General features: G+C 66.2%; 9 protein-coding genes. 5 read left to right on the top strand and 4 right to left on the bottom strand.

Translation table 11 applies throughout. The features are described 5' to 3' along the window. Positions 1-16: 16 nt before the first annotated feature. Positions 17-1540: an amino acid permease gene (locus CXB49_RS08095; RefSeq protein ID WP_101707916.1), complete on the bottom strand. Its 1524-nt coding sequence runs from the start codon at positions 1538-1540 to the stop codon at positions 17-19. Between the two features lie 624 nt (positions 1541-2164). Here CXB49_RS08095 and CXB49_RS08090 point away from each other — a divergent pair. Genes CXB49_RS08090 through CXB49_RS08075 form a run of 4 tightly spaced genes read left to right on the top strand, consistent with a single transcriptional unit; the run spans position 2165 to position 11028 of the window. Next, positions 2165-3415 carry an MdtA/MuxA family multidrug efflux RND transporter periplasmic adaptor subunit gene (locus CXB49_RS08090; RefSeq protein WP_101707915.1) on the top strand — a complete coding sequence of 417 codons (1251 nt, stop codon included), beginning with the start codon at positions 2165-2167 and terminating at the stop codon, positions 3413-3415. A 13-nt stretch (positions 3416-3428) separates the two neighbouring features. Beyond that, positions 3429-6530: an MdtB/MuxB family multidrug efflux RND transporter permease subunit gene (locus CXB49_RS08085; protein ID WP_101707914.1), complete on the top strand. Its 3102-nt coding sequence runs from the start codon at positions 3429-3431 to the stop codon at positions 6528-6530. After that, positions 6527-9631 (top strand): multidrug efflux RND transporter permease subunit, encoded by a 3105-nt coding sequence (locus tag CXB49_RS08080; protein ID WP_101707913.1) that lies wholly within the window; start codon positions 6527-6529, stop codon positions 9629-9631. Before CXB49_RS08085 ends, CXB49_RS08080 begins: the two co-directional genes overlap by 4 nt. Before the next feature lie 5 nt (positions 9632-9636). Beyond that, a complete protein-coding gene (locus CXB49_RS08075) occupies positions 9637-11028 on the top strand; it encodes an efflux transporter outer membrane subunit (RefSeq protein ID WP_199406805.1) in 1392 nt (463 codons plus the stop codon). A 60-nt stretch (positions 11029-11088) separates the two neighbouring features. Here CXB49_RS08075 and CXB49_RS08070 read toward each other — a convergent pair whose 3' ends face one another. Beyond that, positions 11089-12105, bottom strand: coding sequence for a glycosyl hydrolase family 18 protein (locus CXB49_RS08070; RefSeq protein WP_233492985.1), 1017 nt, complete (start codon positions 12103-12105; stop codon positions 11089-11091). A 323-nt stretch (positions 12106-12428) separates the two neighbouring features. Between CXB49_RS08070 and CXB49_RS08065 the strand changes: the two genes are divergently transcribed. After that, positions 12429-12791 (top strand): hypothetical protein, encoded by a 363-nt coding sequence (locus CXB49_RS08065; protein ID WP_101707911.1) that lies wholly within the window; start codon positions 12429-12431, stop codon positions 12789-12791. 45 nt (positions 12792-12836) lie between these two features. Here CXB49_RS08065 and CXB49_RS08060 read toward each other — a convergent pair whose 3' ends face one another. Next, positions 12837-13451 (bottom strand): hypothetical protein, encoded by a 615-nt coding sequence (locus CXB49_RS08060; RefSeq protein ID WP_101707910.1) that lies wholly within the window; start codon positions 13449-13451, stop codon positions 12837-12839. 17 nt (positions 13452-13468) lie between these two features. Further along, positions 13469-14173, bottom strand: a complete 705-nt coding sequence (locus CXB49_RS08055) for a glutathione binding-like protein (RefSeq protein ID WP_101707909.1) — start codon at positions 14171-14173, stop codon at positions 13469-13471. Positions 14174-14252: the final 79 nt, after the last annotated feature.

Below are 14252 nucleotides of genomic sequence, written 5' to 3'. Positions count from 1 at the left end.
GGGCCTGTCGTCAAAATCACGCTTTGCTGGCGGCCAGCTTGCCGCCGCCTTCCTCGCGCAGATCCAGCGCCTTGCGATGCGCCTCGGCCAGCTCGATCTTGTCCAGCGGCACCATGCGGGTCTTGTGCTTGGCGCGGTAGCCCCACCACAGCGCCAGGAACAGCGGAATGCCCAGATAGGTGGCGATCACCCCGTTCCAGTCCACCTTGGCGGCGGTGAAGGCGGTGTAGTTCTGGCCCAGCATGATCAACAGGCACAGCGCGAAGGCGAACAGCGGCCCCAGCGGGAACCACCTGGCCTTGTACGGCAGATCGGCCAGGCTGTAGCCCTGCCTCACATAGGCGCGACGGAAGCGGTAGTGGCTGATCGCCACGCCCAGCCAGGCGATGAAGCCGGTCATGCCGGACGAGTTCAGCAGCCACATATAGACCGCGTTGCTCTGGAACAGCGAGGTCAGGAAGCACAGGCAGGCCACCAGCATGGTCGCATACAGCGCGTTGCGCGGCACGCCGTTGTCGCTGAGCTTGCCGAAGGCCTTCGGCGCCATGCCGTTCTTGGCCATCGCGTACAGCATGCGGGTGGACGCGTACATGCCGGAATTGCCGGCAGACAGGATGGCCGACAGGATCACCGCGTTCATCAGGCTGGCGGCGAAAGCGAGGCCGGCGCGGTTGAACACCAGCGTGAACGGGCTGGCGCCGACGTCCTTCATGTCGTTCTTCAGCAGCGACGGGTCGTTGTGCGGCAGGATCAGGCCGATGATCAGGATGGACAGCATGTAGAACATCAGGATGCGCCAGAAGATCTGCCGCACCGCGCGCGGAATGGTGCGCCCCGGATTGGCGGACTCGCCGGCGGCGACGCCGATCAGCTCGGTGCCCTGGAAGGAGAAGCCCACCACCATGGCGACGCCGACGAAGGCGGCCAGGCCGCCGACGAAGGGGCCCTCGCCCTGCATCATCACCGACAGGCCCGGCGCGATGCGGTTCGGGTTCGGCTCGGTCATGATGCCGAAAATCATCATGAAACCGATGATGATGAAGGCGACGATGGTGGCCACCTTCAGCATCGAGCACCAGAACTCGGCCTCGCCGAAGCCCTTCACCGAGAAGTAGTTCAGCGCGAAGATGATGGCCAGGAAGCCGCCGCTCCACACCACGCCCGGCATGCCGGGGAACCAGTAGTTCATGATGATGGAGGCCGCGGCCAGTTCCACCGCCACCGTGATGGCCCAGTTGTACCAGTAGTTCCAGCCCTGGGCGAAGCCGAAGGCCGGATCGACAAAGCGCGAGCCGTAGACCTGGAAGGAGCCGGACACCGGCATGAAGGCCGCCATCTCGCCCAGGCTGGTCATCAGGAAGTAGACCATCAGGCCGACCAGCGCGTAGGCCAGCAGCGCCCCGCCGGCGCCGGCGCCGGAGATGGTGGCGCCGGAAGCCAGGAACAGGCCGGTGCCGATCGAGCCGCCGATGGCGATCATCGACAAGTGGCGCGCCTGCAGCGAGCGCCTCAACTCCGGCGCGTCTTGTTTCTTGTTCATATCCAACTCACTCTATCGTTCTGCCGCGCGGCAAGCGCCCGCGCCGCCCGGCTGGTCGAAAACCGGGTCCGAATAATCAAAGCGGAAAAGAATGACATCGTTCGCCGGCATTGCCTAGTCCGGATTGAACGATTTGCGCAAAAAACGAAGATGTCATGTTCGAAAATGAAAGAAAAACCAGCGCCGGCAAGCCGCGCCCGCCGCCACCCGTCCGCCCTTTCCGTCCACCCGCTCGCAACGCAAAGCGCGCTTGGCCGGGCATTCCCGAGCAGGAAGAATAAAAGTCGGCAATGATTCGGCCATGCAATGTAAATAAATGGTAAAAACACCGGCAGACCGCGCGGCGCCGATGGGAAATCGGCAAATCCCGCTCCGCCAAGGCCTTACGGCGGCGGGCCATTCGCGGCGGACAATATAAAAATCAAACGCTCTTTTTTAATTAACAATTCACAACACAAAGCGAATCCCCGCTCAAACCAGACTCATATTATTCATTCATTCTTCAACGCAGTGATGCCAGCTATAGAATGCTGGTTTATCAGCATAACTGCGGCAGAAAGCATGAAATAATGTCATGCTCTGCCCCATCAATAACAAGCGAACCGTCCGTCCGGAGCACACCGCATGTCGACCCCCACGCCCGCCAAAACCAAGCGCCTGCCCTTAGTCATCGCCGTCATCGCCGTTCTGGGCGGCGGCTGGTGGTGGCACCAGCACAGCCAGAACGCGCGGGAGGCCGCCGCCAGGAACAAGGGCGGCGCGCCGATGGCGGTCGGCGTGGCGACGGTGCAGACCATGGACGCGCCGCTGCAGCTGAACGCGCTGGGCACCGTCAACTCGACCTATACCGTGACCGTGCGCAGCCGGGTCGACGGCCAGTTGGAGAAGATCCATTTCGACGAAGGCCAGTTGGTCAAGCAGGGCCAGCTGCTGGCCGAGCTGGACGCCCGCCCCTACCAGGCGGCGCTGACCCAGGCCGAGGGCCAGCTGCTGCGCGACAAGGCGCTGCTGGAAAACGCCAGGCTGGACCTGGCCCGCTATCAGCAGCTGGCCAGCCAGAACTCCATCGCCAAGCAGCAGGTCGACACCCAGCAGGCGCTGGTCCACCAATACGAGGGCACGGTCAAAGTCGACCAGGGCGCCGTCGCCGCCGCCCGCGTCAACGTCGATTACACCCGCATCGCCGCGCCGGTCAGCGGCCGCGTCGGCCTGCGCCAGGTCGACCCCGGCAATGTGGTGCATGCCAGCGACGCCAACGGCGTGGTGGTGATCACCCAGACCCAGCCGATCAACGTGGTGTTCGCGATTCCCGAAGTCAATCTGAGCGCGGTGCTGCAGGCCGCCGCCGCCGACAAGTCGCTGCGGGTGGAAGCCTGGGACCGCGACAACCGCCACAAGCTGGCCGACGGCACGCTGCTGGCGCTGGACAACCAGCTGAACACCAGCACCGGCACCATCAACATCAAGGCCAGGTTCGCCAACGACAAGCAGCGCTTGTTCCCCAACCAGTTCGTCAACGTCAACCTGCAGCTGGGCGTGCGCAAGGACGCGGTGGTGGTGCCGACGGTGGCGGTGCAGCTGGGCAAGGTCGGCAATTACGTCTACACCGTCGGCGGCGACGCCACCGTCAGCATCGCCAAGGTCAGGACCGGTCCGGCCTCCGGCGACAACACCATCATCGAGGACGGCCTGAAGCCGGGCCAGCGGGTGGTGATAGACGGCGTGGACAAACTGCGCGACGGCGCCCAGGTCAAGGTGATAGACCGCGCGGCCCAGGCCAAGGAGGCGGCGTCGGCGGCGGCCAGCGAGGCCAAGCCCCGCAAGAAGCACGGCACCGGCGCCTGGGGCAAGCGCCACGCCTCCGCGGCCAACTGAGCAAGGACACGGCATGAATCCCTCTCGTCCGTTCATTACGCGGCCGGTGGCCACCACCTTGCTGATGGTCGCCATCTTGCTGACCGGCCTGGTGGCCTGGCGCATGCTGCCGGTGTCGGCGCTGCCCGAAGTCGATTACCCGACCATCCAGGTGGTGACGCTGTATCCCGGCGCCAGCCCGGACGTGATGACCTCGTCGGTCACCGCGCCGCTGGAGCGCCAGTTCGGCCAGATGCCGGGCCTGTCGCAAATGTCCTCGTCCAGCTCCGGCGGCGCCTCGGTGATCACGCTGCAGTTCAGCCTGGACCTGACGCTGGACGTGGCCGAACAGGAAGTGCAGGCGGCGATCAACGCCGCCGGCAACCTGCTGCCGGCCGACCTGCCCAGTCCGCCTATCTACAACAAGGTCAATCCGGCCGACACGCCCATCCTGACCATCGCCGTCAGCTCGCCGACGCTGCCGCTGACCAAGCTGGAAGACATGGTCGACACCCGGCTGGCGCAGAAGCTGTCGCAGGTGCCCGGCGTCGGCCTGGTCAGCATCAGCGGCGGCCAACGCCCGGCCGTGCGCATCCAGAGCAATCCGAAGGCGCTGGCTTCGCGCGGACTGACGCTGGAGGACATCCGCACCGCCATCGCCAACGCCAACGTCAACCAGGCCAAGGGCAGCTTCGACGGCCCGCTGCAGGCGTCCACCGTGGACGGCAACGACCAGCTGCAATCGGCCGACGACTACAAAAAGGTCATCGTCGCCTATCAGAACGGCGCGCCGGTCTACGTCAGGGACGTGGCCAAGGTGGTGGAGTCGGCCGAGAACGTGCGGCTGGCCGCCTGGTCCGGCACCACGCCGGCCGTCATCCTGAACGTGCAGCGCCAGCCCGGCGCCAACGTGATCCAGGTGACCGACCGCATCAAATCGCTGCTGCCGCAACTGAAATCCACGCTGCCCGGCTCGGTCGACGTCGCCGTGCTCAGCGACCGCACCGTGACCATACGCGCCTCGGTCGAGGACGTGGAGTTCGAGCTGATGCTGGCCATCGCGCTGGTGGTGATGGTGATCTTCGTCTTCCTGCGCAATGTGCCGGCCACCATCATTCCGGCAGTGGCGGTGCCGCTGTCGCTGGTGGGCACCTTCGGCGTGATGTATCTGACCGGCTTCTCGATCAACAACCTGACGCTGATGGCGCTGACCATCGCCACCGGCTTCGTCGTCGACGACGCCATCGTGATGATAGAAAACATCGCCCGCTACATCGAGGAAGGCGACAAGCCGATGGAGGCGGCCTTGAAGGGCTCCAAGCAGATCGGCTTCACCATCATCTCGCTGACCATCTCGCTGATCGCGGTGCTGATTCCGCTGTTGTTCATGGGCGACGTGGTCGGCCGGCTGTTCCGCGAGTTCGCCATCACGCTGGCGGTGTCCATCCTGATCTCCGCCTTCATCTCGCTGACGCTGACGCCTATGATGTGCGCGCGGCTGCTGAAGCACGTGCCGGAGGAGAAACAGGGCCGCTTCTACCACGCCAGCGGCAAGTTCTTCGACGACATCATCGCCCGCTACGGCAAGATGCTGACTTGGGTGCTGGACCGCCAGAAGACCACGCTCTTGGTGGCCGTCGGCACCGTGGCGCTGACCGCCGCGATGTACGTCTGGGTACCGAAAGGCTTCTTCCCCTTGCAGGACACCGGCGCGATACAGGGCATCAGCGAGGCCTCGCAATCGATCTCCTTCAGCGCGATGGCCGACCGCCAGGAGAAGCTGGCCGAGCAACTGCTGAAAGACCCGGCGGTGGACAGCCTGTCGTCCTTCATCGGCGTCGACGGCACCAACGCCACGCTGAACAGCGGCCGCCTGCTGATCAATCTGAAACCCAAGGGCGAGCGCGACGATATCCGCACCGTGCTCTCGCGGCTGCAGCAGCGCGCCGACGAGGTGCCCGGCATGTCGCTGTACCTGCAGGCGGTGCAGGACCTGACGATAGACGCGCGCGTCAGTCGCACCCAGTACCAGTTCACCTTGCAGGCCACCAGCCAGGACGATCTGTCTACCTGGGTGCCCAAGCTGGTGCACCGGCTGCAGCAGGAGCCGGCGCTGGCCGACGTCGCCAGCGACCTGCAGGACAAGGGCCTGCAGGCCTACGTCAACATCAACCGCGACGTCGCCTCCCGCCTCGGCGTCACCACAGCGGCCGTCGACAACGCGCTGTACGACGCCTTCGGCCAGCGGCTGATCTCCACCATATTCACCCAGACCAACCAGTACCGCGTGGTGCTAGAGGTGGACAAGGACCACCAGCGCGACCCGCTGTCGCTGAAGGGCATCTATGTGCCGACCGCCGCCGGCGGGCCGGTGCCGCTGGACGCGGTGGCCACGATAGAAGAGCGCCCGGCGTCGCTGGCGATCAACCACCTGGGCCAGTTCCCGACGACGACGATCTCGTTCAACCTGAAGCAGGGCGCGTCGCTGGGCGAGGCGGTGGACGCGATCCGCCAGGCCGAGACCGACCTGGGCCTGCCGGCCAGCATGGACACCAAGTTCCAGGGCGCGGCGATGGCCTTCCAGGCGTCCTTGTCCAACACGCTGTGGCTGATCCTGGCCGCCATCGTCACCATGTACATCGTGCTGGGCGTGCTGTACGAGAGCTATATCCATCCGATCACGATTCTGTCCACCCTGCCCTCCGCCGGCATCGGCGCGCTCTTGGCGCTGATGGTGTCCGGCACCGACCTGTCGGTGATCGCCATCATCGGCATCATCCTGTTGATCGGCATCGTCAAGAAGAACGCGATCATGATGATAGACTTCGCGCTAGAAGCCGAGCGCGAACAGGGGATGGCGCCGCGCGAGGCGATCTACCAGGCCTGCCTCTTGCGCTTCCGCCCCATCCTGATGACCACGATGGCGGCGCTGTTGGGCGCGCTGCCGCTGATGCTGGGCGGCGGCATGGGTTCCGAGCTGCGCCAGCCGCTGGGCATCACCATGGTCGGCGGCCTGATGGTCAGCCAGGTGCTGACGCTGTTCACCACGCCGGTGATCTATCTGGCCTTCGACCGGCTGGCGCGCCGCTTCGGCCGCAAGGACAAGCCCGAGCTGGTGCAAGAGGTGGACGCATGATTCCGTCGGCACCGTTCATCCGCCGGCCGGTGGCCACCACGCTGCTGACGCTGGGCATCCTGCTGGCCGGCCTGATCGCGTTCAAGCTGCTGCCGGTGTCGCCGCTGCCGCAGGTGGACTTCCCCACCATCTCGGTGTCGGCCAAGCTGCCCGGCGCCAGTCCGGAGACGATGGCCGCCACGGTGGCCACCCCGCTGGAACGCGCGCTGGGCCGGATCGCCGGCATCACCGAAATGACCTCGTCCAGCTCGCTGGGCTCCACCAACATCACGCTGCAATTCGACCTGGACCGCGACATCAACGGCGCCGCGCGCGACGTGCAGGCGGCGATCAACGCCGCCCGCTCGTTGCTGCCGACCGGCATGCCGTCCAATCCGACCTACCGCAAGGTGAATCCGGCCGACGCGCCCATCATGATCATGGCGCTGACCTCGGACAGCCTGACCCGCGGCCAGATGTACGACGCGGCCGACTCCATCCTGGGCCAGAAGCTGTCGCAGGTGGACGGCATAGGCAACGTCATCATAGGCGGCGGCGCCCAGCCGGCGGTGCGGGTGGAAATGAACCCGATGCAGCTGAGCCACTACGGCATCGGCATGGAGACAGTGCGCGCCGCCATCACCAGCACCAACGCCAATCGTCCGAAGGGCTTCCTGGAGAACGACGACCGCCACTGGCAGGTGCAGGCCAACGATCAGGCCGGCAAGGCCGGCGACTACCTGCCCTTGATCGTCAGCTACCAAAACGGCAGCGCGGTGCGCATCTCCGACGTGGCCGAGGTCAAGGATTCGGTGGTCGATCTGCGCAACGCCGGCATGCTGGGCAAGCAGCCGGCGGTGATGCTGATCCTGTTCCGCCAGCCCGGCGCCAACATCATCGACACCGTCGACCGGGTCAAGGCGCTGCTGCCGCAGTTGCAGGCCTCCATCCCGCCGGCGATCAAGATCAACCAGGTGATGGACCGCACGCCCACCATCCGCGCCTCGCTGTCCGAGGTGGAGCGCTCGCTGGCGATCTCGATCGCGCTGGTGATCCTGGTGGTCTTCGTCTTCTTGCGCAACGGCCGCGCCACCGCGATACCGGCCATCACCGTGCCGGTGTCGCTGGTGGGCACCTTCGCCGTGATGTATATGGCCGGTTTCTCGCTGAACAACCTCAGCCTGATGGCGCTGACCATCGCCACCGGTTTCGTCGTCGACGACACCATCGTGGTGCTGGAGAACATCTCGCGCCACATCGAGGACGGCATGAAACCGTTCCAGGCGGCCTTGCAGGGCGCGCGCGAGGTCGGCTTCACCGTGCTGTCGATGAGCATCTCGCTGATCGCGGTCTTCATCCCGATACTGCTGATGGGCGGCATCATCGGCCGGCTGTTCCGCGAGTTCGCCGTCACGTTGTCGGTGGCCATCATGGTGTCGCTGGTGGTGTCGCTGACGACGACGCCCATGTTGTGCGCGCGCTGGCTGAAAACCCACGACGCGCACCAGGAGCCGGGCCGGCTGTTCCGCTGGAGCGAGCGGATGTTCGACGCGATGCTGGACGGCTACCGCCGCTCGCTCTCCTGGGCGCTGCGCCACAGCCGCTTGATGATGGTCATTCTGGGCGCCACCGTCGCGCTGAACGTCTTCCTCTACGTGGTGATCGCCAAGGGCTTCTTCCCGCAGCAGGACACCGGCCGCCTGACCGGCATGATACGCGCCGACCAGAGCATCTCCTTCCAGGCGATGCAGATCAAACTGCAGCGCTTCATCAACGTGGTCGGCGCCGATCCGGCGGTGGACAAGGTCGTCGGCTTCACCGGCGGCGGCCAGCGCAACGGCGCGAACATGTTCGTCAGCTTGAAGCCCTTGTCCGAACGCCAGGAGAACGCCGACCAGGTGATCGCCCGGCTGCGCAAGAAGCTGGCCAAGGAACCGGGCGCCCAGTTGTTCCTGCAGTCGGTGCAGGACATCCGCATCGGCGGCCGCGCCAGCAACGCGCAATACCAGTACACGCTGCAGGGCGACGATCTGAACGTGCTGCGCGAATGGACGCCGAAGGTGCAGCTGGCGATGAGCAAGATCCCCTTCCTGGCCGACCTGAACAACGACCAAGAAGTGAAGGGCCTGCAAACCTCGCTGAACTTCGACCGCGCGGCGATGGCCAGGCTGGGCCTGACCCAGTCGCAGGTGGACTCGGTCTTGAACGACGCCTTCGGCCAGCGCCAGGTCTCTACCATCTACAACGCGCTGAACCAGTACCACGTGGTGCTGGAGGTGGCGCCGCAGTATTGGCAGAGTCCGGAAAGCCTGCGCGACATCTATCTGCAGACGCCGGGCGGGTCGCCCACGCCGTTGTCGGCCTTCGCCAGCTGGAAGCCGACCAACACCTCGCTGTCGGTCAATCACCAGAGCCAGTTCGCGGCCACCACGATATCGTTCAATCTGCCGCCGGGCTATTCGCTGTCCGACGCCACCCTGGCGATAGACAAGGCCATCGCCGACATCGGCCTGCCCAGCAGCATACACGCCAGTTTCCAGGGCACGGCCAAGTCGTTCCAGGCCTCGCTGGACAGCCAGCCCTTCCTGATCCTGGCGGCGCTGGTGGCGGTCTACATCGTGCTGGGCATGCTGTACGAGAGCGTGGTCCACCCGATCACCATCATCTCCACCCTGCCGTCGGCCGGCGTCGGCGCGCTGCTGGCGCTGATGGCCACCGGCGGCGAGTTCAACATCATCGCGCTGATCGGCGTGCTGCTGCTGATAGGCATCGTCAAGAAGAACGCGATCATGATGATCGACTTCGCGCTGACCGCCGAGCGCGAGCAGAAGCTGCCGCCGCAGGAAGCCATCCTGCAGGCCTGCCTGCTGCGCTTCCGCCCGATCATGATGACCACGATGGCGGCGCTGTTCGGCGCGCTGCCGCTGGCGCTGGGCCGCGGCGACGGCGCCGAGATGCGCACCCCGCTGGGCATCTCCATCGTCGGCGGCCTGCTGCTCAGCCAGCTGCTGACGCTGTACACCACCCCCATCGTCTACCTGTATCTGGACCGCTTCCGCCTGTGGTGCCTGAAATGGCGCGGCAGCCACCGCCACGCGCTGGCCGACGGCAAAGAGGAATGATAGCCATGAATAGAACAAGAACACCGCTGAAACACGGCCTGTGCGCCATCGCCGCCGCGCTGGCGCTGGCCGGCTGCGCCGTCGGCCCCGACTACGTCAAACCCAAGCTGGACATACCGGCCGGCTTCAAGGAGGACGGCCGCTGGAAGAGCGCCGAGCCGCAGGACGCGATGCCGCGCGGCGACTGGTGGGCGGTGTACCAGGACCCGACGCTGAACGGTCTGATGAACACCTTGAATCAGCAGAGCCCCACCATCGCCCAGGCCGAGGCGCAGTACCGCGAAGCCCAGGCCCAGCTGCGCCAGGCCGAGGCCGGACTGTTTCCGTCATTGAGCGCCGACGCGTCCAAGAGCCGCGGCGTGACCACGCCGGGCGCCGGCGCCTCGACAAGCTACAACCTGGGCCTGTCCGCCAGCTGGGAAGTGGACCTGTGGGGCGCGGTGCGGCGCGAAGTGGAGGCCGGCAAGGCCAAGCAGCAGGCGTCCGAGGCCCAGCTGGCCGCCATCCGGCTAAGCAGCCAGGCCCAGCTCGCCACCGCCTATCTGCAGCTGGTCGTGGCCGACCGGCAGCTGGCCAATCTGCGCGACAGCGAGAAGGCGCTGGCCGAATCGCTGAAACTGACGCGCAACCAGTTCGCCGCCGGCATCGTCGGCGACGACGCGGTGGCCTCGGCCGAAAGCCAGTGGAACACCGCGCAGGCGGCCACGGTGGACAAGCGGCTGACCCGCGCCCAGCTGGAGCACGCGATCGCCGCCCAATTGGGCCAGGCGCCCGCCAGCTTCGCGCTGCCGCCGGCCGCGGCCACGCCGCACCTGCCGCAGATTCCGGCCGGCCTGCCGTCGGCGCTGCTGGAACGCCGCCCGGATGTGGCCGAGGCGGAACGCAATATGGCCGCCGCCAATGCCCAGATCGGCGTCGCCAAGTCCGCCTTCTTCCCGACGCTGACGCTGGGCGCCAGCGGCGGCTACCGCGGCGCCAGCTTCGCCGACTGGGTGACGCTGCCCAACCGCATCTGGTCGGTCGGCCCGTCGCTGGCGCTGACGCTGTTCGACGCCGGCCTGCGCAGCGCCCAGACCGACCAGGCGATCGCCGCCTACGACGCCAGCGTCGCCGGCTACCGCCAGACCGTGCTGGCCGCGCTGCAGGGCGTGGAGGACAATCTGTCGGCGCAAAGCCTGCTGAAGGAGGAATCCGACATGCAGACCGCGGCGCTGGCCTCCGCCAAGCGGGCGGAAACCATCGCGACCAACCAGTACCAGGCCGGCACCGTCGCCTATCTGAACGTGCTGTCGGCGCAGAACGCCCGCATCGCCGCCGAGAACAATCTGTGGACGGTGGTCAACCGCCAGTACACCGGCAGCGTGGCGCTGATCGCCGCGCTGGGCGGCCACTGGTAAGCCAGGAGCGCGCCAAAACAAAACCGGGCCGAAGCCCGGTTTTTTATTGCGGAAAGCCGGTTATCGCCGCGCCAGCCCCTGCCCCACCGCGGCCCAGAAGCCTGCGTCCTCCATGCCCAGCGCGTACAAGGACGTGCCGCCGAGGCCATAGGCATTCACCAGGCCGGCCTTCAGCGCCACGCTGCGGGCATTCTCGGTCCACACCGTGTGGCGGCTGCCGTCGGCCGCATCGTAGCCGAAAGTCAGCGAGTTGGAGGCGGCGTCGTAGCGCGGCTGCGCGCCGTAGCGGGCGATCAGCGCCTGGGTGTCCTTCCAGTACAGCATCGCGCCGTCGCCCGGCTGCTTCCAGTCGTAGCCGTAGGCCTGGATGCCGCTCAATATCTTGGCCGCCGGCACCCGCTCCACCGCGTAGTCCAGATCGTCCTCGACCCAGCCGGAGCCGGCCACCGGACCCGGATCCCAGGCCGGAATCGCCTCGTCGTAGGTCATGATCTGCAGATAGTCGGCCACCGCGCCCAGCGCGCGCAGATCGTAGCCGTAATTGGCCTCGTGGTTCTCGTCCTTGGCGGAGAAGGCCGGCACGCTGACGATCAGCTTCAGGCCCTTGGCGTGCAGCGCTCGCCCCAGCGTCTGGACGAAGGCGCTGAAATTGTTGCGGTCGCCCTGGGCCACCGCCTCGAAATCGACGTTGATGCCGGCGAAGCGCTGATCCTGGGCGAACTTCACCAGATTGGCCACCGCCCGGCCCTGCGCCGCGGTCGACACCGCGTGGGCGATGCCGGGGCTCCAGTCGCCGTTGCCGTCGACATTGGACACGGCGCCATAGGCGGGAATCTTCCTGCCGCGCAGAAAGGCGATGGCGTCGCTCGGCGCCGGATCGCCGTTGCCCTTCACCACGCCCTGGGCGCTGATATTGTAGAAATCGACGGCGACGGCATTGAAGCTGGACGCGTATTGAGTCAAGGCCGCGTAATTGCCGGCGTAGCCGGAGTAATACGCCAGGATCATGGGCGCGGCCTGCGCCTGGCTTGCCGCCAGCGCCAGGCCGGCCAACAACAGCGATATCTTCTTTTTCATCTGATGCTCTCTTTGTGATGATGCGCGACCGTGCCAACACAGCGACGGCCCAGGTCTCGGCTCTTATATCCGAGCGGGTTCGAGCGCGTCTATCAAGAGAAAATGACAGGCACGGACCTTGTCCCGACATCACGATTCCGCCCCGCCCGACACGGCATCGCCGACGAAACCAATCCGCCATGAATCTCGAATTCACTGGCACCATCGACCCGAAATCGATATAAAAGGGAAACTTAATTCGACGAAGCGACCGCGCCGGGAGCCTGGCGGCAATTTTGACAATCGACCCGGACGCCGGCAATAAAACGATAAGGAAGGCCGCGATGAACAAAAGCATTGCCCTGATCTGCCTGGCGCTGGCCGCGCCCCTCGCCCCGGCGGCCGGCGCGCCTCGAACGCCGCCGCAGCCGGACCCGGCCGCGCGCGATTTCGCCGATGACCGGGGCGGACCGGACTGGGACGTGCTGACGCCGATCTCCGGCTACGGCACGCCGCCGCAATGCGGTCCGGGCCGCTGCGGCGTCGTGATCCGCTACCGGCTGAATCCGCCCCGCCCGTCCGATGAACCGGCCAGGCCCCGCCGGAAGGAAGGCGAGGAGAAAGCCCGCTATCTGCAGTTCGAACAGGGCGGCGGCTGGAAGGTGGACAGCGGCAGCCTGCGCGAACCGCGTCAGAAGCCGCGCTGAAACCGCCTGGAAGCGGGCCTGGCCGTGGGCGCGGCCCTGCCGACCTTACTTCGGATAGGACAGCGTGACCACCTTGGCGCTGATGCTGACCTTGGCGCGCCGCTCGTCGGTTCCGGCGTAGCGGACGGTGGTCACCGCCAGCTGATGCTTGTCATCGGGGTCCGCCAGCGGATTCAGGAAGACCTGGCTGCCCTCGCAGGCCTTGCCCTCGTCGCCGCAGTCGCCGAAATTGTTCCCCTCGTCCGCCGCGAACAGCACCCGCGGCTTCCAGCCTTCGAACAGCACGACGCTATGCGTGGCGTTGGCGATGCCCTGGCCTGAGCTCGAGCTGCCCAGGATCACCATATAGCCGTTGCGGCTGTCGTGGGACAGCACTGTCACATCGCTGTTTTGCCCGCCGAAATCCTTGAGCACGACGGCCTTGCCCAGCGCCGGACGCGCCAGCACATAGCCCTGCGTGAAGTTGCTCCCCTGATCGGGAAAGTCCGCCGGCACCAGATAAGCCTTCTCGCCGCCCTTCAGCGTCAGCAGACGGGCATCGCCCAGCTCCACCTTGCCGACATCGCCCAGCCAGCGGACGATCTGGGCCTTGGACGGCTCGGCCGCCTGCACGGCGGCGCAGCAGAACGCGGCCAGCGCCGCGACGCATAGCAGTCTCATCGCCTCTCCTTTCCGTCTCAATCCCGCGCCGGTATCGCCAGGCCGCGCGCGACGGCCGGCCGCTCGGCAAAGGCCTGCGCCACGCGCTGGACGTTGGGGAAGTCGTCGAAGCCGACCAGCTCGCCTGCGCCGTAGAAGCCGACCAGATTGCGCACCCACGGCCAGACGGCGATGTCGGCGATGGTGTATTCGTCGCCGATGATCCAGGCGCGGTCCGCCATCCTGCCTTCCAGCACTTGCAGCAGGCGACGCGATTCGGCGGCGTAGCGGTCGCGCGGACGCTTGTCCTCGTAATCCTTGCCGGCGAATTTGTGGAAGAAGCCCAGTTGGCCGAACATCGGTCCGATGCCGCCCATCTGGAACATCAGCCACTGCATGGTCTGGTAGCGCGCGGCCGGATCCCTGGGCAGCAGCTGGCCGGTCTTCTCGGCCAGATAGATCAGGATGGCGCCGGATTCGAACAAGGCCAGCGGCTTGCCGTCTGGACCGTTGGGATCGAGGATGGCCGGGATCTTGTTGTTCGGATTCAGCGACAGGAAGGCCGGCGACAACTGATCGTCGCGCTCGAAGCTGACCAGATGCGCCTCGTACGGCAGGCCGGTCTCCTCCAGCATGATGGAGGCCTTGACGCCGTTCGGCGTCGGCAGCGAGTACAGCTGCAGGCGGTCGGGATGTTTTGCCGGCCACTTGCCGGTGATCGGGAAGGCGGACAGGTCTGCCATGGCTTTATCCTTTGCTGGGCGGCGAAACGCCCACTATACCCGCTCGGCATGGCGCCGTCTCTCGCGAAGGCGCCACGCC

Source organism: Chromobacterium sp. ATCC 53434 (assembly GCF_002848345.1).
Taxonomy (GTDB): Bacteria; Pseudomonadota; Gammaproteobacteria; order Burkholderiales; family Chromobacteriaceae; genus Chromobacterium.
Note: the sequence above shows the minus strand (reverse complement) of the source record. Positions and strands in the feature narration are given on the sequence as shown.

What these genes read in the sequence shown, in the direction of transcription:
- CXB49_RS08060 (WP_101707910.1), bottom strand. Translation starts at nt 13,451, where the DNA reads ATGAGACTGCTATGCGTCGCGGCGCTGGCCGCGTTCTGCTGCGCCGCC.
- CXB49_RS08075 (WP_199406805.1), top strand. Translation starts at nt 9,637, where the DNA reads ATGAATAGAACAAGAACACCGCTGAAACACGGCCTGTGCGCCATCGCC.
- CXB49_RS08070 (WP_233492985.1), bottom strand. Translation starts at nt 12,105, where the DNA reads ATGAAAAAGAAGATATCGCTGTTGTTGGCCGGCCTGGCGCTGGCGGCA.
- CXB49_RS08090 (WP_101707915.1), top strand. Translation starts at nt 2,165, where the DNA reads ATGTCGACCCCCACGCCCGCCAAAACCAAGCGCCTGCCCTTAGTCATC.
- CXB49_RS08055 (WP_101707909.1), bottom strand. Translation starts at nt 14,173, where the DNA reads ATGGCAGACCTGTCCGCCTTCCCGATCACCGGCAAGTGGCCGGCAAAA.
- CXB49_RS08085 (WP_101707914.1), top strand. Translation starts at nt 3,429, where the DNA reads ATGAATCCCTCTCGTCCGTTCATTACGCGGCCGGTGGCCACCACCTTG.
- CXB49_RS08095 (WP_101707916.1), bottom strand. Translation starts at nt 1,540, where the DNA reads ATGAACAAGAAACAAGACGCGCCGGAGTTGAGGCGCTCGCTGCAGGCG.
- CXB49_RS08065 (WP_101707911.1), top strand. Translation starts at nt 12,429, where the DNA reads ATGAACAAAAGCATTGCCCTGATCTGCCTGGCGCTGGCCGCGCCCCTC.
- CXB49_RS08080 (WP_101707913.1), top strand. Translation starts at nt 6,527, where the DNA reads ATGATTCCGTCGGCACCGTTCATCCGCCGGCCGGTGGCCACCACGCTG.